General features: G+C 69.0%; 18 protein-coding genes. 10 read left to right on the top strand and 8 right to left on the bottom strand.

All coding sequences use genetic code 11. From position 1 onward, the window contains the following. Positions 1-2 precede the first annotated feature (2 nt). Positions 3-1,214, top strand: coding sequence for an LLM class flavin-dependent oxidoreductase (locus tag FJ887_RS14425; protein WP_137825111.1), 1,212 nt, complete (start codon positions 3-5; stop codon positions 1,212-1,214). After that, positions 1,211-2,560, top strand: coding sequence for an alkylhydroperoxidase domain protein (locus tag FJ887_RS14430; RefSeq protein WP_137825112.1), 1,350 nt, complete (start codon positions 1,211-1,213; stop codon positions 2,558-2,560). The genes FJ887_RS14425 and FJ887_RS14430 overlap by 4 nt, the downstream gene beginning before the upstream one ends. A 54-nt stretch (positions 2,561-2,614) precedes the next feature. Here FJ887_RS14430 and FJ887_RS14435 read toward each other — a convergent pair whose 3' ends face one another. Further along, positions 2,615-3,079: a DUF779 domain-containing protein gene (locus tag FJ887_RS14435; protein ID WP_137825113.1), complete on the bottom strand. Its 465-nt coding sequence runs from the start codon at positions 3,077-3,079 to the stop codon at positions 2,615-2,617. 609 nt (positions 3,080-3,688) lie between these two features. Between FJ887_RS14435 and FJ887_RS14440 the strand changes: the two genes are divergently transcribed. Next, positions 3,689-5,878: an HNH endonuclease signature motif containing protein gene (locus FJ887_RS14440; protein ID WP_140955725.1), complete on the top strand. Its 2,190-nt coding sequence runs from the start codon at positions 3,689-3,691 to the stop codon at positions 5,876-5,878. Between the two features lie 429 nt (positions 5,879-6,307). Here the strand turns inward: FJ887_RS14440 and FJ887_RS14445 are convergent, their stop codons facing one another. Then, entirely contained in the window at positions 6,308-7,330 is a 1,023-nt protein-coding gene (locus tag FJ887_RS14445) for a GlxA family transcriptional regulator (RefSeq protein ID WP_137825115.1), read from the bottom strand. 143 nt (positions 7,331-7,473) lie between these two features. Between FJ887_RS14445 and FJ887_RS14450 the strand changes: the two genes are divergently transcribed. Both FJ887_RS14450 and FJ887_RS14455 read left to right on the top strand, forming a co-directional pair. Further along, on the top strand, positions 7,474-8,466 hold the full coding sequence (locus tag FJ887_RS14450) for an alpha/beta hydrolase (protein WP_137825116.1): 993 nt from the start codon (positions 7,474-7,476) through the stop codon (positions 8,464-8,466). A 101-nt stretch (positions 8,467-8,567) separates the two neighbouring features. Then, positions 8,568-8,801, top strand: coding sequence for a hypothetical protein (locus FJ887_RS14455; RefSeq protein ID WP_137825117.1), 234 nt, complete (start codon positions 8,568-8,570; stop codon positions 8,799-8,801). Between the two features lie 97 nt (positions 8,802-8,898). On the opposite strand, the gene FJ887_RS14460 is transcribed toward FJ887_RS14455, so the two are convergent. Continuing rightward, complete coding sequence (locus tag FJ887_RS14460) at positions 8,899-9,960, bottom strand: AI-2E family transporter (protein ID WP_137825118.1); 1,062 nt, start codon at positions 9,958-9,960, stop codon at positions 8,899-8,901. Positions 9,961-10,059: 99 nt separating this feature from the next. Here FJ887_RS14460 and FJ887_RS14465 point away from each other — a divergent pair, with 99 nt between their 5' ends. Together FJ887_RS14465 and FJ887_RS14470 are read left to right on the top strand one after the other, a co-directional pair. Next, positions 10,060-12,714, top strand: coding sequence for a M3 family metallopeptidase (locus FJ887_RS14465; protein WP_137825119.1), 2,655 nt, complete (start codon positions 10,060-10,062; stop codon positions 12,712-12,714). Then, on the top strand, positions 12,695-13,420 hold the full coding sequence (locus FJ887_RS14470) for a queuosine precursor transporter (RefSeq protein ID WP_171007017.1): 726 nt from the start codon (positions 12,695-12,697) through the stop codon (positions 13,418-13,420). The genes FJ887_RS14465 and FJ887_RS14470 overlap by 20 nt, the downstream gene beginning before the upstream one ends. Here the strand turns inward: FJ887_RS14470 and tgt are convergent. Further along, on the bottom strand, positions 13,411-14,661 hold the full coding sequence (tgt, locus tag FJ887_RS14475) for a tRNA guanosine(34) transglycosylase Tgt (protein WP_137825120.1): 1,251 nt from the start codon (positions 14,659-14,661) through the stop codon (positions 13,411-13,413). The genes FJ887_RS14470 and tgt overlap by 10 nt on opposite strands. A 21-nt stretch (positions 14,662-14,682) precedes the next feature. Here tgt and mmuM point away from each other — a divergent pair, with 21 nt between their 5' ends. Further along, complete coding sequence (gene mmuM / locus FJ887_RS14480; RefSeq protein ID WP_137825121.1) at positions 14,683-15,627, top strand: homocysteine S-methyltransferase; 945 nt, start codon at positions 14,683-14,685, stop codon at positions 15,625-15,627. Here mmuM and FJ887_RS14485 read toward each other — a convergent pair. Together FJ887_RS14485 and FJ887_RS14490 are read right to left on the bottom strand one after the other, a co-directional pair. Then, positions 15,605-16,987: an FAD-binding oxidoreductase gene (locus FJ887_RS14485; RefSeq protein WP_137825122.1), complete on the bottom strand. Its 1,383-nt coding sequence runs from the start codon at positions 16,985-16,987 to the stop codon at positions 15,605-15,607. The two genes, mmuM and FJ887_RS14485, sit on opposite strands and share 23 nt — an antisense overlap. Next, positions 16,987-18,063: a histidinol-phosphate transaminase gene (locus FJ887_RS14490; protein WP_137825123.1), complete on the bottom strand. Its 1,077-nt coding sequence runs from the start codon at positions 18,061-18,063 to the stop codon at positions 16,987-16,989. Before FJ887_RS14490 ends, FJ887_RS14485 begins: the two co-directional genes overlap by 1 nt. A 431-nt stretch (positions 18,064-18,494) precedes the next feature. Here FJ887_RS14490 and FJ887_RS14495 point away from each other — a divergent pair, with 431 nt between their 5' ends. Both FJ887_RS14495 and mqo read left to right on the top strand, forming a co-directional pair. After that, complete coding sequence (locus FJ887_RS14495) at positions 18,495-20,225, top strand: RNA polymerase sigma factor (protein WP_140955724.1); 1,731 nt, start codon at positions 18,495-18,497, stop codon at positions 20,223-20,225. A 116-nt stretch (positions 20,226-20,341) separates the two neighbouring features. Then, on the top strand, positions 20,342-21,817 hold the full coding sequence (gene mqo / locus FJ887_RS14500) for a malate dehydrogenase (quinone) (RefSeq protein WP_137826653.1): 1,476 nt from the start codon (positions 20,342-20,344) through the stop codon (positions 21,815-21,817). An 82-nt stretch (positions 21,818-21,899) separates the two neighbouring features. On the opposite strand, the gene FJ887_RS14505 is transcribed toward mqo, so the two are convergent. Beyond that, the gene (locus FJ887_RS14505) at positions 21,900-22,709 is read right to left on the bottom strand and encodes a bifunctional allantoicase/(S)-ureidoglycine aminohydrolase (protein WP_137826654.1); all 810 of its coding nucleotides are present in this window, start codon (positions 22,707-22,709) and stop codon (positions 21,900-21,902) included. Beyond that, positions 22,706-24,055, bottom strand: coding sequence for a DUF6986 family protein (locus FJ887_RS14510; RefSeq protein ID WP_137826655.1), 1,350 nt, complete (start codon positions 24,053-24,055; stop codon positions 22,706-22,708). Before FJ887_RS14510 ends, FJ887_RS14505 begins: the two co-directional genes overlap by 4 nt. Positions 24,056-24,126: the final 71 nt, after the last annotated feature.

A 24,126-nucleotide genomic window follows, 5' to 3' on the forward strand; every position in this document is an offset into this window, starting at 1 on the left:
CGATGACTGAGAACTCTGCGACTGAGAGCCCTGCGACTGAGAGCTCTGCGACTGAAAACCCTGCGATCACCGACGCCGGTCCGACGCTGGGATTCTTCACCCGCCTCCTCGAGGACGCCCCCGCTGACCAGCGGTATCGCTTCGCGCTCGAGCAGATCGAGCAGGCCGAGCGCTTCGGGTTCGGCACGGCGTGGGTCGCCCAGCACCACTTCTCCGCCGCCGAGGGCGGGCTGCCCTCCCCGCTCGTCTTCCTCTCCCACGCCGCTGCGCGGACGGACCGGATCCGGTTGGGCACGGCGATCATCACCCTGCCGATGGAGAACGCGGTGCGCGTGGCCGAGGACGCCGCGGTCGTCGACGTGCTCGCCGGCGGACGGCTGGAGATCGGCCTCGGCTCGGGCGGCAATCCCCGATCGTTCCCGGCCTTCGGGACGACGTTCGATGACCGGCGCGAGGTCTTCGCCGGCAACCTCGCGGCCCTGCGCACGCTGCTCGCCGGCGACGCGCTCGAGACCGGACATCTCCTCTATCCAGGACCGGACCATGTTGGGTCTGCGGGTGGATCGTCCGAGTCGGCGGGCAGGTCTGCCTTGGATGGGTCACCGACCCGGCGCAGGCTCAGCGATCGGCTCTGGCAGGCGACGTTCTCCGCCGGAGGGGCCGGTGCTGCGGGAGCGGCCGGCGACGGTCTCATGCTCTCGCGCACGCAGCCGCGGCCGGGCGACAACCTCGGGGCGAGCCTCGATGAGATCCAGCTGCCCGTCATCGACACGTACCTCGAGGCGCTGCCGGCAGGTGTCGCACCGCGGATCCTCGCGTCGCGGACCGCTGTCGTCGCCGATGCCGAGGACCTGCCCCGCCTCCGCGAGCTCACCGAACCCGCGCTGCGAGCCGAGGCGGACCGGCTCGTCGGATACGACACCTCGGGGCTCACCCTCGACGAGCTGCTCACCGCGACCGACACCTACCTCGGCACGCCCGAGCAGGTCATCGAGCGGCTCGCTGCCGACCGGGTGCTCGGGCGGGTGTCGGATGTCAGCTTCCAGGTCCATTCGGTGCCCGCGACGAACGCGCACACCCTGCGCTCGATCGAGCTGCTCGCCACCGAGGTGGCCCCCGCCCTCGGGTTGCGGGTCGACGGGGCGGATCCGGCGGAGTCCGCGGGGGTCGCACAGGCTGTGGGAATCGCAGAGTCTGCTGGGGTCGCGCCATGACCGACATCATCAACACGCTCGCCGGCATCGCCCCCGGTGACCCGCTCGATCTCGTCCGCGACCACCGTGCGCAGGCGAAGGAGAATGCGCAGCTGAGCTTCGAGGCGCTGCTCGAACCCGAGGACCCCGGCGACTTCTCCCACCGCGATCGCTACGTCGTCGCCGCGTTCACCGCGGGGCTGATCGGGTCGAGCACAGGTGAGGAGTTCTACCGCGATCTGCTCCGCGACGAGGACGAGGCCGCCTCGTGGGCCGTGGCGGAGCTCCTCGACGAGGTCGTCGTCGACCTCGATGCCAGCGGTCCCGTGCGCGGTCCCTTCGGGTCCTACGGTTCTGCGGCCCTGGCCGGGGAGAGCGTCCCCGGACCGGAGCTCGTCGTCGACGCGAAGTCACGGGAGACGCTCGGACCGGTCACCTCGGCGGCGCTCGAGTTCGCCCACCTGCTCGTCCTCCATCCCCGCGATGCCGGGCCGGAGGATCTCGTGCGGCTGCTCGCGGCCGGCTGGGATGAGGACGGGATCGTCACGCTCGCGCAGCTCGTGTCGTTCCTCAACTTCCAGATCCGGCTGAGCGTCGGACTGACCGCGCTCTCGCACGCGCCGGCGGCGGCCGAGGAGCAGGTTCCACTGCGGCCGCTGACCGCCGCGGAGGTCCCGGATCGGGGCACCGCCTCGGCGCCTGATCGGAGCTCTGCCACCGGGAAGGAATCCCCGGACATCGCCGAGGCGCGCGCCCGGGTGAACACGTATCCCGGCCTCAAGCGGCCCGAGGTGTTCCAGCAGGCGGGGCTCGGGTGGGTGCCGTGGATCGCGCCGGTCGCCGAGGCGGATCTCACCGAGACTCAGCGCGATGCCCTCATCGAGGCGGGACGGGCGAAGAATCCGTACTTCCGTCTGCTCGCGCGGGATCCGGCGGCGCTGCGGGCGCGGACGCTGACGGATCTCGACATCTTCTTCAACGTCAGCGACGGGGTCGGGCGGGCGGAGCGGGAGCTCGCGGCGACGGCGGCCTCGCGACTCAACGGGTGCCTGTTCTGCGCGTCGATCCATGCTGATCGCGCGACCGAGGAGTCGGGGCGGCGGGACCTCGTGCAGGCGCTGCTCGATGAAGGGACGGGGACGGCGTCGCGCCTCGGCGATCCGGTGTGGGATGCCGTCGTCGATGCCTCGGTCGCGCTCAGCCTCACGCCGTCGGCGTTCGGACCCGAGCGCGTCGGTGCGCTGCGCGCGGCGGGCCTCGACGATGCGGAGATCGTCGATGTGCTCGGCGGTGCGGCGTTCTTCAACTGGGCGAACCGGCTGATGCTCTCCCTCGGCGAGCCCGAGCTCATCGCGCCGGGGAAGTAGGGCGCGAGGGCAGGGCGCGCGAGACCGGCGCGTGTCAGGCGTTGGGCTGGCAGCTCACGCGACGTCCATGAGCGTCGAGCGAATGAGGAAGCGGTTGCCGGTCGGCGATTCGACGCTGAATCCGCTGCCGCGGCCGGGGACGACGTCGACGGTGAGGTGGGTGTGCTTCCAGTACTCGAACTGCTCGGTCGACATCCAGAAGTCGATGCCCGAGGTCGTCGCCCCGTTCGCGTCGGGTGCGGGCAGGGGCAGGTCGAAGTGGCCGAGGAGGACGTCGGCGTCAGAGGTGATGAAGTCGCCTTCGGGGAAGCACATCGGCGAGGACCCGTCGCAGCAGCCGCCGGACTGATGGAACATCAGCTGGCCGTGCTTGGCGACGAGGTCGCCGAGGAGGTCGACGGCGGCCTGCGTCATCGCGACCCGCGACTTCGACTCCCCTTCGATCGTCGGCGCGGAGTCGAGGACCGCGGCGGACGTCTGCTCGGGCGTCGTCGACGTCTGTTCGGGGGTATCGGTCATGGCACTCCTTCGTGCTTGGGCTGCCCGGGCGGTGCGGCCCCGCAATTCTTCCAGTGGGCTGCTCACTCTGACGTGGGCTGCTTGCCGTTCTGCCTGAACCTCTTCGGCCCGCGCGGCATTCGACAGGCTTCATTCCACACTATGCCGCTGAGCGCTGCGGAACAACAGGACTCGTTCGACAGCTGAATATCGTGCGGCGCAGCTGGATGCCGTGCGGCGCAGGGTGCAGTGGAGAATCTGCGCTCGCAGCTGCGCCGACCTCCGGCACGAAACTGAGACATCCCGGGGTCGGTGAGGGCCTGCGGGCGAGCGCCCAGTTTGCTTCCGATTGCACAATTACCAGGCTCGCTTGAGGGGCCTGATAATTCCGCCACAGCCCCCGGGTTCGACGGCACGCCCGCGCGCACCCAGACCGCCCCACACGACCTCTGGACACCCCGTCACCACACCCCTCCAGGGCGATCTTCCACCGACCGAGAATCACTGAGCTATTCGAAATGAATGAATTCTCTGTTCTAACTGGTTTCGATCTAACCGTTGACTTCAGATGTGATGTGAACTACACTGTTGTCATCAGCCTCGCTGAGGTGGGAAGACAGGTGACCAGCCGTGGAAGACACAACCGAATCCGCTCTTTCCGCGGACGAACCTGGCCGCACACCGTCACGCATCGACATCGATCCCTCGTCTCCGTACGCCGAGGCCGTCGCCTTCTACACCGCCAGCGATCGGGCCCAGATCACGGCATTCGAGGTCACAGCGAAGCTCTTCCTCGCCGATGTCATCGCACACCTCAACCTGCTCAATCCCGACCCCGACCGGCCGTACGAGCACGCGAGCTTCTCCGAGACCGTGCGTCGATTCGCCAAGAGCGCCGGCTGTACCGCCGACTGGGACACTGCCGACGACACCGAGGATGCTTCCGCAGGGAAGCCTGGGACCGCCTCGGCGACCCTGCCCGGATTTCCCCGTTTCCGGCCCACGCAGACCTTCAACGGCTGGGTCCACATGCATTCCCACTCCGAAGACATCGCCGAGCTCACCTCGATCCTCGGAACCACCATCGGCAGCACGTACGCTCACGTCACACACGCGATGACGCTCGTCCACGGGCTCCCCAAGTTCCATACCCGCTGCCTGGCCGGAGAATTCACCATCGAACACGTCATCGCCGCGACCCGTCAGTGCGAGAACGTGCACTTCTCACTGCTGCCCGTCATCGACGAATACCTGTGCCAGCGGCGCCCGGATGTCACGATCCAGACCTTCAAGAAGTCACTGAGCATGAAGATCGGCATCCTGCAGCCGCCCGAGGACCGCACGCAAACGGCACACGAGCGGCGGCGCGTATCTCTCACGACGAACCCCGACGGCAGCGCGTGCATGATGCTCACCGGATCCTCTGCCGAACTGCAGGCCTGCTACCTGCGCATCGAGGCATTCGCGAAGGCGATTCGCAATGGCAATACCGCCGCTTTCGCCGATCAGCTGCCCGAGGGTGCCTGCCTCGACGATCTGCGCGGCATCGACGCACTGATGTTCGACATTCTCACCAGCAGCGTTCCCCAGCTGCGCATTCAAGTGCGGGCCCGGGACACCGAAACAGGGTCGACGACGACTCGTGACATCCCGCTCGACCTCGAGAACGTGCAGACAGTCGATGACATGGCTGCCGCGATCCACACGGCGATCGGCATCGACTCTGCGGACGGAATCGACTCTTCGAACGGCATGAGTCCTGCGGCCAGCACTGTCTCCGCGGCAGGCAATGAGGGGTTGTCCGGCGAACCGGAGAAGAACGGCACCGCCGAAACCGTCGGCTCCGGCGATTCTGCCGCCCCACTCACCATTGGGGACAACGGGACCGCCGCCCACCTCGACCCGACGTCGAACGATCGGAAACGCGAGTCCTCGACCGGAATCCGGATGACGCGCCTGGACGGCATCGAGTGCGACGAGCAGGGGCGAGTTGCGTTCTCCCTCGTCCTCGTCAGCCCGACGGCCCCGTACTGGTTGGCAGGGCAGGCGCGCATGATGATCACCGTCCCGTGCATGAGCCTCATGGGCGATTCCGATCTGCCCGGCACCTTCTCCGACGGCACACCCGTCCCCGCCGACACCGCCCGAATGATCGCAGGGAACTGCTCATCGTGGATGCGGATCCTCACCGACCCTGCCACCGGCACTCCGATCGATGCGAAAGCCACGTCGTACTACATTCCCGAAGGCGTCCGGAACACACTGGTCTCCCAATGGCAGTGGTGTTCCATGCCCGGATGCCGCAGGCGCGCCGAGTCCTCCCAGATCGACCAGATCATTCCGTTCAACCACGACGATCCCGCCGCCGGCGGGCTCACAGTCTTCCGCAATCTCCACCCGATGTGCGAGCAGCATCATCAGGGCAAAACGGATGGCAGGTACTCGGTTCGGATGAACCGCCCCGGAGTGTTGGAGTTCACGTTCGCCCACGGGACACGTGTGACCACAGTCCCCGGGGAGAACCCTGTCAACGCCGAGAACGCCCGCCTCATCGAGACTCATGGGGACGCTGTTTCCTCCGATCATGCAGCCTCCTTCGACCATGCCGGCACTTCCGAACGTGAAGCTCCTGACCCCAGCCCGCCTCAGGCGGACTCGACTGCCCCAGAGCCCGGGGAGGTGCGGATCTCCAGGGATTGCCCGGGACCGGCCGCAGACAGAGGATCGCCGGGATGGACGAAGCGCACGAGTTCGATTCAAAGGAAGAACCCCGCGAAACAGGAGTGGGTCTGGGACAACGGCGAACCTCCGCCGTTCTGAACCACCGTCATTCGGAACCACCGTCATTCGGAACCACTGTCGTTCCGAACCACTGTCGTTCTGGATCACTGCCGTTCTGGATCACCGCTGTTCTGGATCACCGCTGTTCTGGATCACCGCTGTTGTGAACATCCGCCCCGAATCCGAACCCCCTCGAGTCCCAGCCTGCTCACGTCCGGAATGATCGAACAATTCAGGCCCGCAGCGTCGCGACGACAGAGATCTTGACCGATTCAGTTCGGCCCGGACCCGGCAAGGCGTCGGCGCGGACCCGGCAATGCGTCAACCCGACCCCGCCGACGAACATGCACCCGGCGCGGCACGGACCCGACCCGACCCGGCAGATTAGCGTGGACCCACCCCACCGATAGGCAGGGTCCTGCCCGGCCGACAGATGACTCCCGATCTCACGAATACCGCAGCCCTCCGCTATCGCGCGTCGGTTCGATCCTCCAGCACCCCCTTCGCACCGAACCGCTGCCGGTAACCGGTCGGAGTCAGACCGGTCTCGCGGTGGATGAGCCGACGCAGCGTCGTCGGATCGTCGTAGCCGACCGACCGCGCGATCGCCTCGAAGGTGTCACCGGTCGTCGCGAGGGCATGGTTGGCCCGCTCAACCCTCAGCCTCTGAACGTACTGCGTCACGGTCATCCCCGTCGCCTGCTTGAAGCGACGCTGCAGGGTCCGCGGGTGCGTCGACGTGACCGCAGCAAGGCGACTCAGCGTCAACGACGACCCGAGCTCTCGATCGATCGTCTCCTGCGCGAGCAGAACCACCTCGTCCTGATGCGCCGTCGACGGCAGCTGGGCCATGTACGGCAGCTGCTCGGTCCGCGGCGCATCGGCGAGCATGAACCGCGACGTCCGGATCATCATGCTCGGCCCGAAGAGCGCCTCGACCAACGACAGTGCGAAGTCGAGCCACGCCATGATCCCCGCGGCCGTGATGACATCGCTTTCGTCGATGACCATCCGGCTGGCATCAAGGCGCACGCGCGGAAACCGCCGCGCGAACTCATCGACGAATGCCCAATGCGTCGTCGCCCGTCGATGATCGAGAAGTCCCGTCTCGGCCAGCACGAACACCCCCGCACACAGACCGCACAGCACCGCCCCGTCGGCCCGCTGCGCCAGCGCCCAATCGCGCAGAATCCCGGACTCCCCCATGAGCTCAGGCGCCACGAGACTCGGTGGGAAGATGACATGGGTCGGAGCATGCGGCGTCCCCGGATGCGAATCGAACGTGCACGTCACCGCGTCACCGGTCCACTCCCAATGACTCACCCGCACGCGCCGCTCATCACCGCCGAGCAGCTCGAGCTGCTCATTCGTCACCCGGAACACATCGGTCAGCCCATAGACCGCCGCCAACTGGCAGTCACCGTAGCGGACAACAGCGATCTCCGGACTCCGCCTGTCGCGATCTCCCTGGTACATGTCGTTTGTGACCATAGCGGAATGATATCCCCGTCCATAGGCTGAATGCACAGGTCGGCTTGCAGCATCCACCCGCCGACCCCGTCGCCCACGTGGACCCGGCACTGACGACCACGATGACCCGGCGCCGTCGATGACAACGAAGGAGCATGATTCCCATGACCGAGATCCCCCAGCCCGTCACCCCGTATCTCGAACCTGAAGCCAAGGACCTCGCCGAGGCGACCGCACCGCATCCGCGCATCTACGAAGTCCCGCCGGAGGAAGGCCGCAAGATCCTCCTCGACCTCCAGAGCGGCGAGGGCGTCGAACGCCCGGATGTCGACGAGGAGTGGGTCGACGTCGACGCCGACGAATGGGGCACCGTCAAGACCCGGATCATCCGCCCCAAGGGCGCGACCGGCGACCTCCCCGTCCTCTTCTACATCCACGGCGCCGGCTGGGTCTTCGGCGACGACAAGACCCATGACCGCCTGTTCCGCGAGCTCACCGTCGGCGCGAACGCCGTCGGTGTCTTCCCGGTCTACGACCGCGCCCCGGAGAAGAAGTACCCGACCCAGGTCGAGCAGAACTACGCCGTCGGCCAGTGGGTCGCCGCCAACGGCGCCGACCACGGCATGGACACCTCGCGCATCGCCGTCACCGGCGAATCCGTCGGCGGTGACATGTCCGCCGTCTTCGCCCTGATGAACAAGGATCGCGGCGGCCTCGAGCTCAAGGCACAGGCCCTGCTCTACCCGGTGACGAACGCCGACTTCGACACCCCGTCCTACATCCAGTTCGCCGACGACTACTACCTCACCCGCGACGGCATGAAGTGGTTCTGGGACGCCTACACCACCGACGAGGCACAGCGGAAGGAGAAGTACGCCTCACCGCTGCAGGCCTCACTCGAGGACCTCAGGGGACTGCCCGAGGCTCTCGTCATCACTGACGAGGCCGACGTGCTCCGCGACGAGGGCGAGCAGTACGCGAACAAGCTGCGTGAGGCCGGCGTCCCCGTCACCTCGATGCGGGTGGCCGGCATGGTCCACGACTTCCTGCTCCTCGACAGCCTGCGCGATACGAAGGCCGCGAACCTCGCCCGGGCCGTCGCCATCGACTTCCTCCACAACGCCCTCCACGAGGAGGCGAAGCCCTTCACGAGCTGACCCGCGAGCACGCCAGTCGCGAGCTGAGGGATGAGCCTCTGTCTCCGACGAACGAGCACGAGGGCGGGCCGCCGGCCCGCCCTCGTTGCTAGGCTCGTGTCATGAGCAGCGAACTGAGCCCCGTCCTCCGGCTCATCCCCTATCTCCTGGCCATCACGGCGATCGTCGTCGTCGGGATTCCGGTGGGCCGCGACGTCGACTGGGTGTTCCGGATCCTCATCGGCGCCGTCGCGTACTTCGCGACCTTCTACCTCAGCCGGTTCGTCATCGAGCGTCTCGTCTCACGGGGGAACAGCCTCGGCGAGGATGACGATGACACCCCGACCGGGCACTGACCGCCGACTGAGCCCTGACCTCAGTTCACGAGCCCTGACCTCAGTTCACGAACCCTGACCGTCTACCGACCCCGACACCAGCAGAGTCAGCCGCCCCCTATTTCCTGTCCTGGGCGGGGATGACGACCTTGCGGATGACGATGAGGAACGACGCGGCCACGGGCACGGCGACCACCGCGCCGAGCACCCCGCCGAGCGTGCCGCCGGCGATCGCGGCGATGATGACGAGCGCGCCGGGCACATCGACTGCGGCCTTCATGATGCGGGGGCTGAGCAGGTACGCCTCGACCTGCATGTAGATGAGGTAGTAGATGCCCGCCGCGATGCCGAGTCCGGGCGAGACCATGAGGCACGACGCGGTGATGACGATCGCACCGGAGATCGGACCGATGAGCGGGATGAGCGAGGCGAGGAACGCGACGAACGCGAGCAGCGCCGGCAGCGGTGCCCCGATGATCGTGAGGAAGATCGCCGAGCACACGCCGTTGATGACGCCGAGGGACAGCTGCCCGAGGACGTAGCGTCCGATCGATCGGGTGACCTCCTCGGTGACGGAATCGACGGTGTCGCGCGAGCTCTTCGCCACGAGCGAGAGCATCGCCGACTTGATCGTCGGCAGGGTCACGGCGAAGTAGATCGTGAGGATGACGACGATGATGACGCCGGTGAGGAAGCTGAGGATCCCCGCCCCCACGGATACGACGCCGCCGCCCACGGACAGGACGTTCTTGGGATCGGAGACCCACGAGCTCACGCTCGCGAAGATCGCGTCGAGATCGACCGAGCCGGTGAACCGCCTCTCGAGTTCGTTGACCCACTCCGTCGTCGACAGTCGGGAGATGATTCCCGGCAGATCCCCGATGAACTGCTGGATCTGCGCGATGAGCGTCGGCGCGATGAGGAGGATGATCCCGGCGACGACGAGGATGAAGGCGAGCACCACGGCGATGACCGATAAGGTCCGCGAGAGCTTGCGCGCCACGAGCCACTGCACGATCGGATCGAGCCCGAGCGCGAGGAACAGCGCCAGCCCGATGTAGATGATCACCGTGCCCACCGACTGCAGTGCAGTGATGAGCGCAATGGCCAGACCGACGCCGAGCGTGCCGGTGAACCCGACGCGGAAGGCGCTGGTGATGGGGAGAGATGCGCTGGTCATGCGCCCCAGTCTAGCCAGGAGCCATGCGCTCAGCCGCCGCCACGCGTTAGGATCGGAGGCGAAACCTGAGAAGACCATCAAGAAAGCGAAACGTCGACGATGAGTTCCGAATCCACCGCCATCGATGTCTGGGACTCCCTCCTCGACCCACAAGGCGACTTCTCACTTCCCGACTTCACCGCGGTGACCGCGGAGTCCCTCCTCACCGCCGCCGAGGCGGCCACCTCCTTCGCGCTGTCCGAGGTCGACACGATCGTCGCCGACGAGGCGGACCCGACGTTCGCGACGACGACCGTCCGCTTCGAATCCGCGACCGTGCCGATGGCCCGGCTCGCCGCCCTCGTCCGCACCGTCGAATCCAACCACCTCACCCCCGACCTCACCGACGCCGTCGCCGAGGTGTGGGCTCGGCTGTCGGCGACCCGGACCGCGATCCTGCTCAGCGTCGACCTCTTCCACCGCATCGAGCAGGTCCCGACCACCGACCTCAACCCCGAGGACAAGCGCCAGCAGGAGCTGACGATCGAGAACTTCGTCCGCGCCGGAGCTCGCCTCGGCGACGAGGAGCGCGAGCAGATGGCGACGATCGAGGCCGAGCTCACCGCGCTCTCGACGTCCTTCTCCCGCGCGCTCGGCACCGACACCCGCGAGCTCGCCGTCCACCTCGGCGAGGCCGCCCAGCTCACCGGCCTGAGCGAGGACCAGATCGCGGCCGCCGCCGCCCGTGCCGGCGAGCGCGAGGTCGACGGCTTCCTCCTGCCGCTCAACAACTTCACCCAGCAGCTCGTCCTCGGATCCCTCGACGACCCCGCCACCCGAGAGCACGTCCTGACGAACTCGATGGCCCGCGGCTCCCGCGGCGGCGACGGGGACACCCGCACCCAGGTCGCCGACATCACGGCCCTGCGCGCCCTGCAGGCGAAGCTGCTCGGCTACCCGTCGTACTCCTCGTACGCGATCGACAACCAGACCGCGGGCGGTCCCGACGCCGCCGCGGACATCGTCTCCTCCCTCATCGCCCCCGCGAACGCCCAGCTCACCGCGGAACTCGACACGGTCAAGGACCGCTACGGACTCACCGAGGTGGCCCCTGCCGACGTCATGCACTACCTCGCGAAGTACCGGGCCGACGAATTCGGGGTCGACCCCGACGAGGTCGCGCAGTACTTCGAATTCGACTCAGTGCTCACCGACGGCGTCTTCCGCGCCGCCACCGGTCTCTACGGCATCACGTTCACCCGGCGCGACGGGATCGTCGGCTGGCACGACGACGTCATCGCCGTCGAGGTCACCGATCTCGGCGGACGCACCCTCGGCCTCATCCTCATCGACCCCTTCGCCCGTGACACGAAGCGCGGCGGCGCCTGGATGGACCAGCTCGTCCCCGCGTCCCGGCTGACTGGCCATCTGCCGGTCGTCACCCTCTCCCTCAACCTCGCCAAGCCCGGTCCCGGTCGACCCACGCTGCTCTCCCCCACCGAGCTGACGACCCTCTTCCACGAGTTCGGCCACGTCCTCCACGGTCTCTTCGCGAACTCGACGTACCCGTCGACGGCCGGCACCTCGGTGCCCCGCGACTACGTCGAGTTCCCCTCGCAGTTCAACGAGATGTGGCGCTTCCACCCGCAGGTCCTCCCCCACTACGCGAAGCACGTCAACACGGGCGAGCCGATGCCGCAGGACCTGGTCCAGGCGCTCATCGACAGCGAATCGTTCGGGCAGGGATTCTCGACGATCGAATACCTCGCCGCGGCGATGCTCGACCTCTCCTGGCATTCGCTCGAGGCCGGCGAGCACATCACCGACGTCCTCTCCTTCGAATCCGAGGTCCTCGCGGCATCCGGGTTCTCCCCGCTCGTCCCGCCGCGCTACCGCACGACGTACTTCGGCCACATCTTCGCCTCCGGCTATGCCGCCGGCTACTACTCGTACCTCTACTCCGAGGTCATCGCCGCATGGGTGAGCGAATGGTTCGAATCCCAGGGCGGACTCAATCGGGAGGCCGGTGAGGCGTTCCGCGAGGCGATCCTCGCCCCCGGCTACTCGGTCGACCCGATGACGGCGATCGAGCAGTTCTTCGGCGTCCGCCCCGACGTCGCCCCGGTCCTGCGCCGCCGCGGACTCGCCGAACCGGTGACCGCGGACGAACGCGACTCCGCGGCGGACGCTGAGGCGCACGCAACGGCCCCAGCCGCCGACACTGCCTCTGGCGCCGACACTGCCGACCCTGGCGCAGCTCCGGCCGCCTCCGACACTGCTGCGCCCCCGGATCCGAAGCACCATGCGAACAACACCCGCATCGCCGAGATCCTTGAAACCCACGGCATCGTTCCCCGCGTCCGACTCTTCGATGAGGCCACGCCCACGGCCGCCTCGGCGGCGGAGAAGGTCGGGGTCGAGGTCGGGGCGATCGCCAACAGCCTGATCTTCTCCGCCGGAGGCGACCCGGTGCTCATCATGACCTCGGGCGCGCACCGCGTCGACACCGACCACGTCGCCCGCCTCATCGGCGTCGACGCGCTCGACCGGGCGGACAAGGACCTCGTCCGGGCCGCCACCGGGCAGGTCATCGGCGGTGTCGCCCCGGTCGGCCACCCCGCCCCGATTCCCACGTACATCGACGTCGCCCTGCGCGGCTACCCGGAGCTCTGGGCCGCCGCGGGCACCCCGAACTCGATGATGCCCCTGACCTACGCTCAGCTCGTCGACCTCACCGGCGGGAAGGAGATCGACGTTGTCGCAGACGAATCCTGAGCAGGATCATCTCGACCAGCCGAGCCACCGCCTCGCCGCCTTCGCCTCGTCCCGGGGTCGCTACTATGCAATCTTCCTCGCGGTCTTCTGCGCGGTCCTCATCATCTCGAACATCTCGGCGACGAAGGTCATCGGCTTCGGCCCCATCGTCACCGACGGCGGAGCGTTCCTCTTCCCCATCGCCTACATCCTCGGCGACGTCATCAGCGAGGTCTACGGCTTCAGAGCCGCCCGCAAGGCCGTCATCACCGGTTTCGCCCTGCAGATCCTCGCGACCTTCGTCTTCTGGCTCGTCCTCATCTCCCCGCCGGGACCCGGCTACGAGAACCAGGACGCCTTCGCCGCCGTCCTCGGCTTCTACCCGCGCATCGTCGCAGCCTCACTCGCCGGGTACTTCGTCGGCCAGCTGCTCAACTCCTACGTCCTCGTCGCGGTGAAGAAGCGGATGGGCGAATCGAAGCTGTGGGTCCGGCTGCTCACCTCGACCGGCGTCGGCGAGTTCGTCGACACGCTCCTCTTCTGCACGATCGCCTTCGCCGGGGTCATCCCCGGCTGGGACTTCGTCAACTACGTCGTCGTCGGCTTCGTCTACAAGGTCGCCGTCGAGGTCATCCTCCTGCCGGTCACCTACCGGGTGATCACGGTCGTCAAACGCCACGAACCGAGCTACGGGCAGCCGGGTGACGGGTCACCGGGTCACGCGTAGTAGCGGCCGAGCACCTCGGACTCGAGCTCGGCGAAGCGGCCGTCCTCGATCGCCTGCCGGATCTCGGCGACGAGGCTGACGACGAAGTGCTCGTTGTGGATCGTGCACAGCGTCGAGAAGAGCATCTCCTTGGCCTTGTAGAGATGCCGAAGGTACGCGCGGGAGTAGTTCTCGCACGTGTAGCACGTGCACTCGGGGTCGAGCGGCCCGAAGTCCCGGCGGTACTTCGCCCCGGTGAGGTTGTAGCGTCCGTCGCGGGTGTAGATCGCGGCATTGCGCGCCACCCGTGACGGTGAGACGCAGTCGAAGGTGTCCGCACCGGTGCGGATCGCTTCGAAGAGGTCGTCGGGCTCGGAGATGCCGAGGAGGTGCCGCGGCTTGTCCTCCGGCAGCTCCTCGCACACCCAGCGGATGATCGTGCCGAGGTTCTCCTTCTCCAGGGCCCCGCCGATGCCGAACCCGTCGAAGTCCATCGCACCGAGGTCACGCGCGGCCTTGCGCCGCAGATCCTCGTACTGCGCTCCCTGGAGCACGCCGAAGAGCGCCTGGTAGGGCCGGTGGGTCCGCTCGGCGGTGAGCCTCCGGTGCTCCTCGATGCAGCGGATCGCCCACAACCGGGTCCGCTCGAGCGAGGTCTCCTGGTAGCCGCGGGTGTTGACGAGCGTCGTCAGCTCGTCGAAGGCGAACATGATGTCGGCGCCGAGCTCATGCTGGACGCGCATCGAGACCTCCGGGGTGAAGCGGTGCATCGTCCCGTCGAGGTGCGACTTGAATGTCACCCCGTCGTCGTCGACGTTCGACAGCCGCTCCTTGCCCACGGCGATCGCATCGTCGTTCTGCTCGCCGGTGACCTCCATCGAGATGACCTTCTTGAATCCCGCACCGAGGCTCATCACCTGGAAGCCGCCGGAATCCGTGAACGTCGGGCCGGGCCAGTTCATGAATCGGCCGAGACCGCCGGCCTCGTCGACGATGTCCGAACCGGGCTGGAGGTAGAGGTGGTAGGCGTTGGCGAGGACGGCCTGCCCGCCGAGGGCCGCGACGTCCTCGGGCTTGACGGCCTTGACCGTGGCCTTCGTGCCGACCGGGATGAAGGCGGGGGTGCGGATCTGCCCGTGCGGGGTCGTGATGACGCCGGTGCGCCCGCCCGTCTCGAGCCGAGTGCCGACCTCGAAGCCGAACTGCGAACGGTCGTTGATGGGCGCTGTCTCAGATGCTGCGGGCGATTCGATTTCGGTCACCCGCCAAGTTTAACTGGGTGGATGGCCCCGACCGTCAGCGCCGTCCTCGACGGCTCCTCCCCTCCCACCGTCCTCGACGGCGGGCTCGGCACCGCCCTCGAGGCGCGCGGGCTCGACCTCGACCACGACCTGTGGTCGGCGGCCCTGCTGCGTGAGAGACCGGAGATCCTCGCCGAGGTGCACGCCGCCTTCGCCGCTGCCGGTGCCCAGGTGCTCACGACCGCGAGCTATCAGATCAGCCCGCTCGGCCTCGCCCGCGCGGGTCTCTCACCGGCCGCGGGGCGGGCGCTCATCACCGACAGCGTCGCTGTGGCCAGGGAGGCAGCGGCGAGGGAGGCCGCGGCAAGGAAGGCCGCGGCCGGCGCGGCGCTCATCGCCGGCTCGGTCGGACCGTACGGGGCCGCCCTCGGCGACGGCTCGGAGTACACCGGCGACTACCGGCTCACCGCCGGCGAGTTCGCCGCCTTCCACCGTCCCCGTATCGACGCTCTCGTCGACTCCGGGGTCGACGTCCTCGCGCTCGAGACGCAGCCGTGCCTGCCGGAGATCCGGGTCCTCGCCGAGCTCGTCGACGCCCACGCCGTGCCCGCCTGGCTCACGGTCACCCTGTCCGATGACGGCACTCACCTGCCCGACGGCACCCCGCTGTCGGCCGTCGCCGAGGCGGTCGCGGGCACCCCGCTGATCCGGGGCCTCGGCGTCAACTGCGTCCGCCCGTCTCTCGTCGCCCCCGCGCTCGCGGCGCTGGCCGCGGCCACCGACCTGCCGCTCATCGCCTATCCGAACTCGGGTGAGACCTATGACGCCGCGACGATGAGGTGGACGACCGGGGCCGCGACTCCGGCCGCGTGGCCCGTCGCGACGTGGACCCGCCTCGGCGCCCGCCTCATCGGCGGCTGCTGCCGGACGACCCCGGACGACATCGCCGTCCTCGCCGGCCGGCTCAGAGCATCTTCCCCGGGTTGAGGATGCCGAGCGGGTCGAGCGCGTCCTTGATCGCGCGGTGCATCCGCACCGCCCCGGCATCGAGCTCCCGGCCCAGCCACTCGCGTTTCAGGTAGCCGACCCCGTGCTCGCCGGTGATCGTCCCCCCGAGGTCGAGGCCGAGCTGCATGATCTCGGCGAACGCCGCCTGCGCCTGCGCGACCATCGCCTCGTCCCGGGCGTCGAAGACGACGCTCGGATGCATGTTCCCGTCCCCGGCATGACCGGCGGTGGCGACCTCGACGTCGTACGTCTCGTCGATGAGCCGCAGCCGCCGGAAGAACTCGCCGAGGCGGGACCGGGGCACGCAGACGTCGTCGACGAGCTCCCCGCCGCCGATCCCAGTGGCGTACTGCTCCATCGCCGGTGCCACGGCCCGCCGGGCGGCGACGAGGAGGTCGCTGTCGGCGGGATCGTCGGAGACGACGACCTCGGTGGCCCCGTGCGCGGTCGCGATCTCCGCGAACCGGGCGAGCTCGGCCCGGCCGTCAGCGCCCGGGGCATCGGATTGGACGAGGAGGAGCGCACCGGCGTCGGCGGGCAGACCGAAGTCGCCGTAGGCGTTGATCATCGCCATCGTCGCCCCGTCGAGGAACTCGAGCATCGACGGCGCCGCCCCGGCCGCCATGAACGCCGAGACCGTGGCCCCGGCCGCCTCGGTGTCGGGGAAGATCCCGACCCCCGTCACCGGTGCCGGCAGTGCCGGGGTGAGTCCGAGGGTGATCTCGACGATGACGCCGAGGCTGCCCTCGGAACCAGTGAAGAGCGCGGCGAGGTCGAGGCCGGCGACCCCCTTCGCCGTCTCCCGGCCGAGGCGGGTGAGCGTGCCGTCGGCGAGGACGACGGTGAGTGCGCGCACGTAGTCCTTCGTCACCCCGTACTTGACACAGCACATGCCCCCGGCGTTCGTCGCGACGTTGCCGCCGATCGTCGAGATCGCCACCGATCCGGGGTCCGGCGGGTAGGCGAGCCCTTCGGCGGCAAGCGCCACTTTGAGGTCGGCGTTGATGACCCCGGGCTGGACCCGGCAGAGCTGGTTGACGGAATCGATCTCGAGGATCTCCGTCAGCCCCGCGACATTGAGCAGGAGCGCCCCGTCGACGGCGTTGGCACCGCCGGACAGACCGGTCCGCGCTCCCTGGGTGACGACGGGGATGCGGTGCGCGGTGGCGAAGCGCATGACCGCGACGACGTCGTCGACGGTGCGGGCGCGGACGAGGGCGAGCGCCTCCCCCGCCGGACAGAAGAGGGCCCGATCGGAGCGGTAGCCGTCGACGACATCGCGGTCGGTGACGAGCGCCCCTGGGCTCAGCTGCGCGGCGAGGTCGGCGAGCTCGGGCATCAGCGGGCGGCGAAGTCCGCGGCGACGGCACGCACCCGGTCGAGCGCCTCGTCGGCGCCGATGCTCACGCGCACCCCGCCGGCCAGACGGCGGATCGCCACGGCCTGGGCGCCGCACGCCTCTTCGAACGCCTCGGCATCCTCATCGCTGAGCGCGATCCACACGTAGTTGCCCTGCGCATCGGGGACGTCGAACCCGAGGGCACGCAGGTCGGCGGCGAACTGGTCGCGGGTGGCCGCGACCTCCTTGGCCCGGACGAGGACCTCATCGGTGCGGGCCAGCGACTCCGCGGCCGCGGCCTGGGCGGCGGCGGTGACGCTGAACGGAGCGACGACCTGACGCAGCGCGGTCGCGATCTCCGGGTCGGCGACCCCGTAGCCGACGCGCAGGCCCGCGAGCCCGTGCGCCTTCGAGAACGTGCGGGCGAGGACGAGGTTGGGGTACTCGCGGAAGGCCGCGAGCCCGTCGACCGCCTCCGCGTCGGTGGCGAACTCCCAGTACGCCTCGTCGAGGGCGACGATGACGTCGCCCGGGACCTCGGCCATGAAGCCCTCGAGCTCCGCGGTGCGCACGGACGGTCCGGTGGGATTGTTCGGCGAGCAGAGGAGGACGAGACGGGTCGTCTCGTCGATCTCCGCGAGCATCCCGGCGAAGTCGTGCCGACCGTCGGGCAGGAGGGGCACGGCCCGCTTCTCCGCCCCGCGGGCGGCGGCGAGGATCGGGTACATCTCGAACGACGGCCACGGGTAGACGACGGAGGTGCCGGCCTCGAGGGTGATGTTCGTCAGCGCCGAGAGGATCTCCGAGGCCCCCGCCCCGGTGACGACCTCGGACGGGTCGACGTCGAGGTAGGCGGCGAGATCGGCGACGAGACCCGTCGACTTCGGATCGGGGTAGGCCGCCGGAGTCTGCGTGGCCGCGACGACGGCGTCATGGACGCCCGGCAGCGGTGAGAGGTGATTCTCGTTCGACGACAGCTTGTACGGGGTCAGTCCCGGGGCGTCGGCCGGGGGCTTGCCCGGCTTGTAGGGCGGGAACTGGGACAGCGCATCACGAAGGAGGAATCGTTTCGACATGGTCTTATCGTGACACACGCAACAGGCGCAGGGCACGGCGGGGACGAAGATGGCCCTGCAGTCACGTGATTCTGCAGGGCCACCGGGGATGAGTCGCGGACTCGAGGGGCATCCGGACTCGGTGGGTGGTCGCCGCCGGATGCGAAGCGGCCGTGGGTGGCGGCCCCTTCTGCAGAAGTAGACCCGCGGGAGGCGCCCTTCGTTCGCGAGATCGGGTGAATTCTTCGTCACAGCCGCAGCTGCCGGCGATCACTGGCGTCCTGCCGACGGCTCCAGACATCCTGCCGACGATCGCACGTGAGCGATTGTGGGATGGCAGTGGGGAAACTAGAATATTCAATCAGCGCTTCCCCGCTTTCCGCGCCCGCCGCCGACGCTGCGCCCTCCCCGTGAGCAGCGACGCCCTGATCCCCACCCGAGGCAGAGAACCGATGTCCGACCCCAGGATTCCCGACTCCGCTTCCGACGACCCGGAATCTGCGGCACGCAAGGCCGAACACGACGCCGAATACGACTCAGAATCCGCCGCATCCGCCGCGGAGGACCCCGAGGCCGCGGAGCGCGAGGCCGCCGACGCCGAGCTCTGCACGGTCATCGTCGACCGCGGTCCCGATTCCGAAGCCGGTCGCCGCGCATTCGCGCAGCTCTACGCCCGCCACCGCCTGCCGGCCCTCCACTTCGCTCTGCGGCTGACGGGCGACTACACCCGCGCCGAGGATGCCGTGGCCGAGGCGTTCGCGAAGATCTGGCGCGCGTGGGGCAACGGCGCCGGTCCGCAGGAGTCCTTCAAGTCCTACCTCATGACCGCGGTGCGCTCGGAGTCGTTCCGGCTCACCGCGATGACGGGGGCGACGACGACCGTCGAACCCGACGTGCTGGCGTTCCTCGCCGGCGGCACGAGCCGGGACCATGCGAGCGAGGTCTCCGAACGCGACCAGCTGGGCCGCGCCTTCCGGACTCTGCCGGCGACGTGGCAGACGGCGATCACGCTCATCGACATCGACGGCACCCCGACCGCTGCCGCCGCGGAGTCGCTGGGACTGTCGGTCAACTCGTTCCATTCGCTCCTCCACCGCGCCCGGGAGGGTCTGCGGACGGCGTACCTGCAGGAGCATGTCGAACCGGCGAAGCCGTCGTGTGCGGAGTACTCCTCGGAGCTCGCGCGCTACGTCCGCAATCAGCTCGGCATCAAACGCGGAAAGTCGGTCGAGACGCACCTGCGCCACTGCCGCTACTGTCGCCGCCAGTCCGTGCTGCTGACGAAGATCAACACGAAGCTCGGGGCGTGGCTCACCCCCGCCGTCCTCGCCGGCGCTCTCATCGAGTCCGAGCAGTTCCCGGAGGCTCTCGCTGGAGCCGCCGGCGGTGCCACCGCGCCCGACGCCTCTGCCGCGCAGAACTCCGAGACCGTGTTCTTCAGTCCGGAGTCGGCCGGCGGTCAGGGAGGCTCGTCGGGCACAGGATCCGGGTTCGCCCTCGGCCTCAAGATCGCCGCGGCCGTCGTCATCGCGACGGCGGCGATCGCCGCGGGCGTCTGGGCACTCAACCCGAACCGGGGCACCCCGGAGGCCGAAGGGCCGACGTCGTCACCGGTGCAGCCGGAGACCGGCCTGACCGACGACGACCTCGGCGATGATGTGCGCTCGCCGGCGGCACCGCCGGAGGCCGGGTCTCCCGACGCCGAGGATCCCGCGGGCCCCGACGACGAGGGCCCCCGCAACGCGGCTCCGGTTCCGGCGCAGCCGCGGGTCCCGGCGCCCCCGGCCCCGGGAGAGCCCGGCGGGCCGAACGCGGAACCGCCGGCACCGCGCGACCCCGGCCCCGGCAACCCGGGTCCTGGAGATCCCGGTCCCGGCGATCCAGGCCCAGGAGACCCCGGCCCCGGGGAGCCTGCGCCTCCCCCGGCACCGCCGACCGATCCCCCACAGCCGCCATCGCCGACGCAGCCACCGACGACACCTCCGCCGCCCACACCCTCGGATCCGCCGACGACGAGCCCGCCGCCCACGTCGCCACCGCCGACGACGCCACCGCCCACGTCGCCACCGCCGACCTCACCTCCCCCGACGTCGCCCCCGCCGACGACGCCGACTCCGACGCCGACGCCCTCGGACCCGGGTGGCCGCTGCCACGACGTCGGCTGGGGATGGCACTGCCACTGAGCGTGATCCTCGTCTCCTGACACCGGTGCGCCCGTCCCCCGACTTCGGGTTGAACCTGTGCTCGGAGTAGTCTGAAGGTCGATACTTCACGCCTCTGACGAAGATTGCGAGTGGAAATGCCCTCAACGCAGGAAAAGGTCGACGTTGTCCTCATCGGCAGCGGCATCATGAGCGCCACCCTCGGCGCGATGCTGACCGAACTCCAGCCCGAATGGGACATCCGGGTCTACGAGAAGCTCGACTATGTCGCGAAGGAGAGCTCCGACCCCTGGAACAACGCCGGCACCGGCCACGCCGCTCTCTGCGAGCTCAACTACACCCCTGAGGACGCGAACGGCCACATCGACCTGACGAAGGCCGCGCAGATCAACGAGCAGTTCCACCACTCACGCCAGTACTGGTCGCACCTCGTCGACAACGGCGTCCTCCCCGAACCGAAGAACTTCATCAACCAGGTCCCGCACATCAGCTACGGACGTGGCGAGAAGGGACGCGACTACATCAAGAACCGTCGTGAGCAGATGGTGCGCAACCCGCTGTTCGCCGAGATGGAGTTCACCGACGACCCGGCCACGCAGGCCGAATGGCTGCCGCTGATGTTCGAGGGCCGCGGCCCCGGGCAGGTCAACGGCATCTCCCGCACGCAGATCGGCACCGACGTCGACTTCGGGTCGCTCTCCCGCCAGCTGCTGCGCTACATGGCCGACAAGGGCGCGACGATCCGCACGAGCCACCAGGTCACCGACCTCGACCGCTCCTCCGACGGCTGGACCGTCACCGTGCGCGACCTGCTCTCACGCGAGACGCACAAGATCGGGGCGAAGTTCGTCTTCATCGGCGCCGGCGGCGGCGCCCTGCCGCTGCTCCAGAAGTCCGGCATCCCCGAGGGCCGCGGCTACGGCGGCTTCCCCGTCTCCGGCATCTTCCTCCGCACCGCCAACCCCGACCTCGTCGCCCGCCACCAGGCGAAGGTCTACGGTCAGGCGTCCTTCGGCGCCCCGGCGATGTCGGTGCCCCACCTCGACACCCGCGTCGTCGACGGCAACGAGTACCTGCTCTTCGGCCCCTACGCCGGGTTCTCCCCGAAGTTCCTCAAGCAGGGCCGCTTCACCGACCTGCCGTTCTCCGTGCGCGGCAACAACCTCGGCACGATGCTCGGCGTCGCGAAGGACAACACCGACCTCGTCACCTATCTCCTCTCGGAGCTCGCGGCCTCGAAGAAGGCCCGCTTCGAGTCGATGAACGAGTTCATCCCCTCCGTCGACCCCTCCGACTGGGAATTCATCCAGGCCGGTCAGCGCGTCCAGGTGATGAAGAACGTCCCGGGCAAGGGCGGCGTCCTCGGCTTCGGCACGGAACTCGTGTCCTCGGCCGACGGCTCGATCGCCGCCCTCCTCGGCGCCTCTCCCGGAGCCTCGACGGCCGTGGCGATCATGCTCGGCCTGCTCAAGACGTGCTTCCCGCGTCAGTACGACGGCTGGGAGCCGGCACTCAAGGACATGGTGCCCTCGCTCGGCCGTGACCTCGCCGACGACGAGACCCTGCTCACCGAGCTCTCCGAATACACCGCCCGCACCCTCCAGCTCATCTGAGGCGCTCCAGTTCGACGGAGCCCCTGCCGCCCTGCCGCTCATCCGAGCCGCAGGGCGGCAGTCGTCCCTGAGTCCCGGAGTCCTAGAGCTCGACCTGCCGGTTGACGTCCTTGTAGAGCAGGTAGCGGAAGCGCCCGGGACCACCGGCATAGCAGGCCTGGGGGCAGAACGCGCGCATCGAGATGAAGTCGCCCTCCTGGACCTCGACCCAGTCGCCGTTGAGGCGGTAGACGGCCTTGCCCTCGAGGACGTAGAGCCCGTGCTCCATCTCGTGCGTCTCCGCGAACGGGATGACCGCCCCGGGTTCGAACGTCACGATGTTGACGTGCATGTCGTAGGCGAGGTTCGCCGGATCGAGCGGCCGCGTCGTCCGCCACCGGTTGTCGGTGCCCGGCATCGCTGCGGGCTCGACGTCGGCCTCGTTGCCGAAGGCCGCCTCCGGGGTCAGCCCCGCAACCGGCTGGTAGCGCTTGCGCACCCAGTGGAAGCGGGCCGCCTCGGTGCCGGTCGAGCGCGCACTCCACGCCGACCCGGCCGGCAGGTACGCGAACCCGCCGGGGGTGAGGACATGTGCGGTGCCCTCGTGGGTGACGGTGAGCTCGCCGGCCATGAGGAAGAGGAAGCCCTCGACCCCTTGCTGCGGCTCCGGTGCCTCCGACCCGCCGCCGGGCGCGACCTCGAGGATCGTCTGCGAGAACGTCACCGCGCCCCCGGCCACCGGCTTCGAGAGCACCCATGACCGCGTGTCCGTCCACTCCGGCAGCGCCGAGGTGACGATGTCGCGCAGGACGCCGCGCGGGATGACGGTGTAGGCCTCGGTGACGATCGCCCGGTCGGTGAGCAGATCGGTCTGCGGTGGGTGTCCCCCGGTCGGGGCCCAGTAGGTGGTCATGCGTGCGTCTCCTTCGTCGTCGTGGACAGCGGCTCACCGGTCAGCGTTCCCGTCCGGGCGAGCAGCTCGAGGTCGCCGGCCGACAGGTCGGTGCGCTCGGCGATGTCGTCGGGGGTGTGGGCGCCGCAGGTGAGGCCGCGGCTGAGGTAGCGGGCGAGCGCTTTCGCCGTCGCGGGTTCGTCGAGGACCGCCGAATCCGTCGCGTGGACGTAGTTGCGCAGGCGGGCGGCGGCGAGCTCGAGGCCCTCCCGGTAGAACCGGAAGGTCGCGAGGAACCGGGTCGGCAGCTGGTGCGGGTGCATGTCCCAGCCCTGGTAGATGCCGCGGCGCAGGTGGCGGCGGACGAGGCGGGCGTGGAGGCTCCACGCCTGGTGCATCGCCTCGGGGTCGCCGACCGGGAGGATGTTCGTCGACCCGTCGGAGAGGTGAACCCCGGTCCCGGCGACGGCGAGGAGCATCTGGTTCTTCGCGAAGTCCGCGACCGGGTGCTCCATCGACTGATAGGCCGCGGCGATGCCGAGCGAGGCCGAGTAGTCGTACGTCCCGTAGTGGAGGGAGGTGATCCGGCCCTGCCCGACGTCGAGCGCCCGGGTCAGCGGCACGGTGCCGTCGGCGCCGAGGACGATCTGCGGGGTCTCGACCTGGACCTCGAAGGTGATCGATCCGGCGGGCAGGCCGTGCTCCTCCTCGAGGCTGCGCACCGCGAGCACCATGGCGCTGACCTGGTCGACGGTGCTCACCTTCGGCAGGGTGAGCACGAGCCCGGTCGGCAGCGCTCCCCCGTTCGCGGCGAGCACCTCGGTGACGAAGAGGTCGAGTGTGCGCAGTCCGCGCGCCCGCGTCGCGGCCTCGAGCGACTTGAACCGGATGCCGACGAAGGCCGGCGCCCCGGTCTCGGCGCGACCGGCCACCGCGGTGCGCGCGGCCGCGATGACGGCCGCGTCCTCGGCGGCGTCGCCCTGGTCGCCGAACCCGTCCTCGAAGTCGATGCGCAGATCCTCGATCGGCTCGGTCGCAAGCTTCGTCGTCACCGCCTCGGCGAGCTGCTCGGCCTCTCTGGCGACCTGGTGGAGGCTCGGCGGGGTCGCCCCGAAGCTCTCCCCCATCTCCTTGCGGGAGGCGACGATGACGCGTTCGGCCAGTTGGACCATGCCGCCGCCGGCCTCGACGGCCGCCAGCGCCTGTTCACCCCACTCCCGCGGCAGTGTCGGGGTGACCTGGTGACCTGGGACGTAGACCGTGTGGATGGGTTGGCGGACGTCCCGATCGCCCGGATAACGCGTGCTCAGCACCTCGTCGGTGTCCGTGAGGAGAGCATCGATGTCATCGAGCGTGGATTGCTTCACTGTTCCTCTTTCCCTGTCTGTCGGCGTGAGTCCGGCCACGATGCCGGGATCACCCCATTGTCGCTCATGTC

It is taken from the genome of Brevibacterium sp. XM4083 (assembly GCF_006489205.2).
In the GTDB taxonomy this organism is placed as follows: Bacteria; Actinomycetota; Actinomycetes; order Actinomycetales; family Brevibacteriaceae; genus Brevibacterium.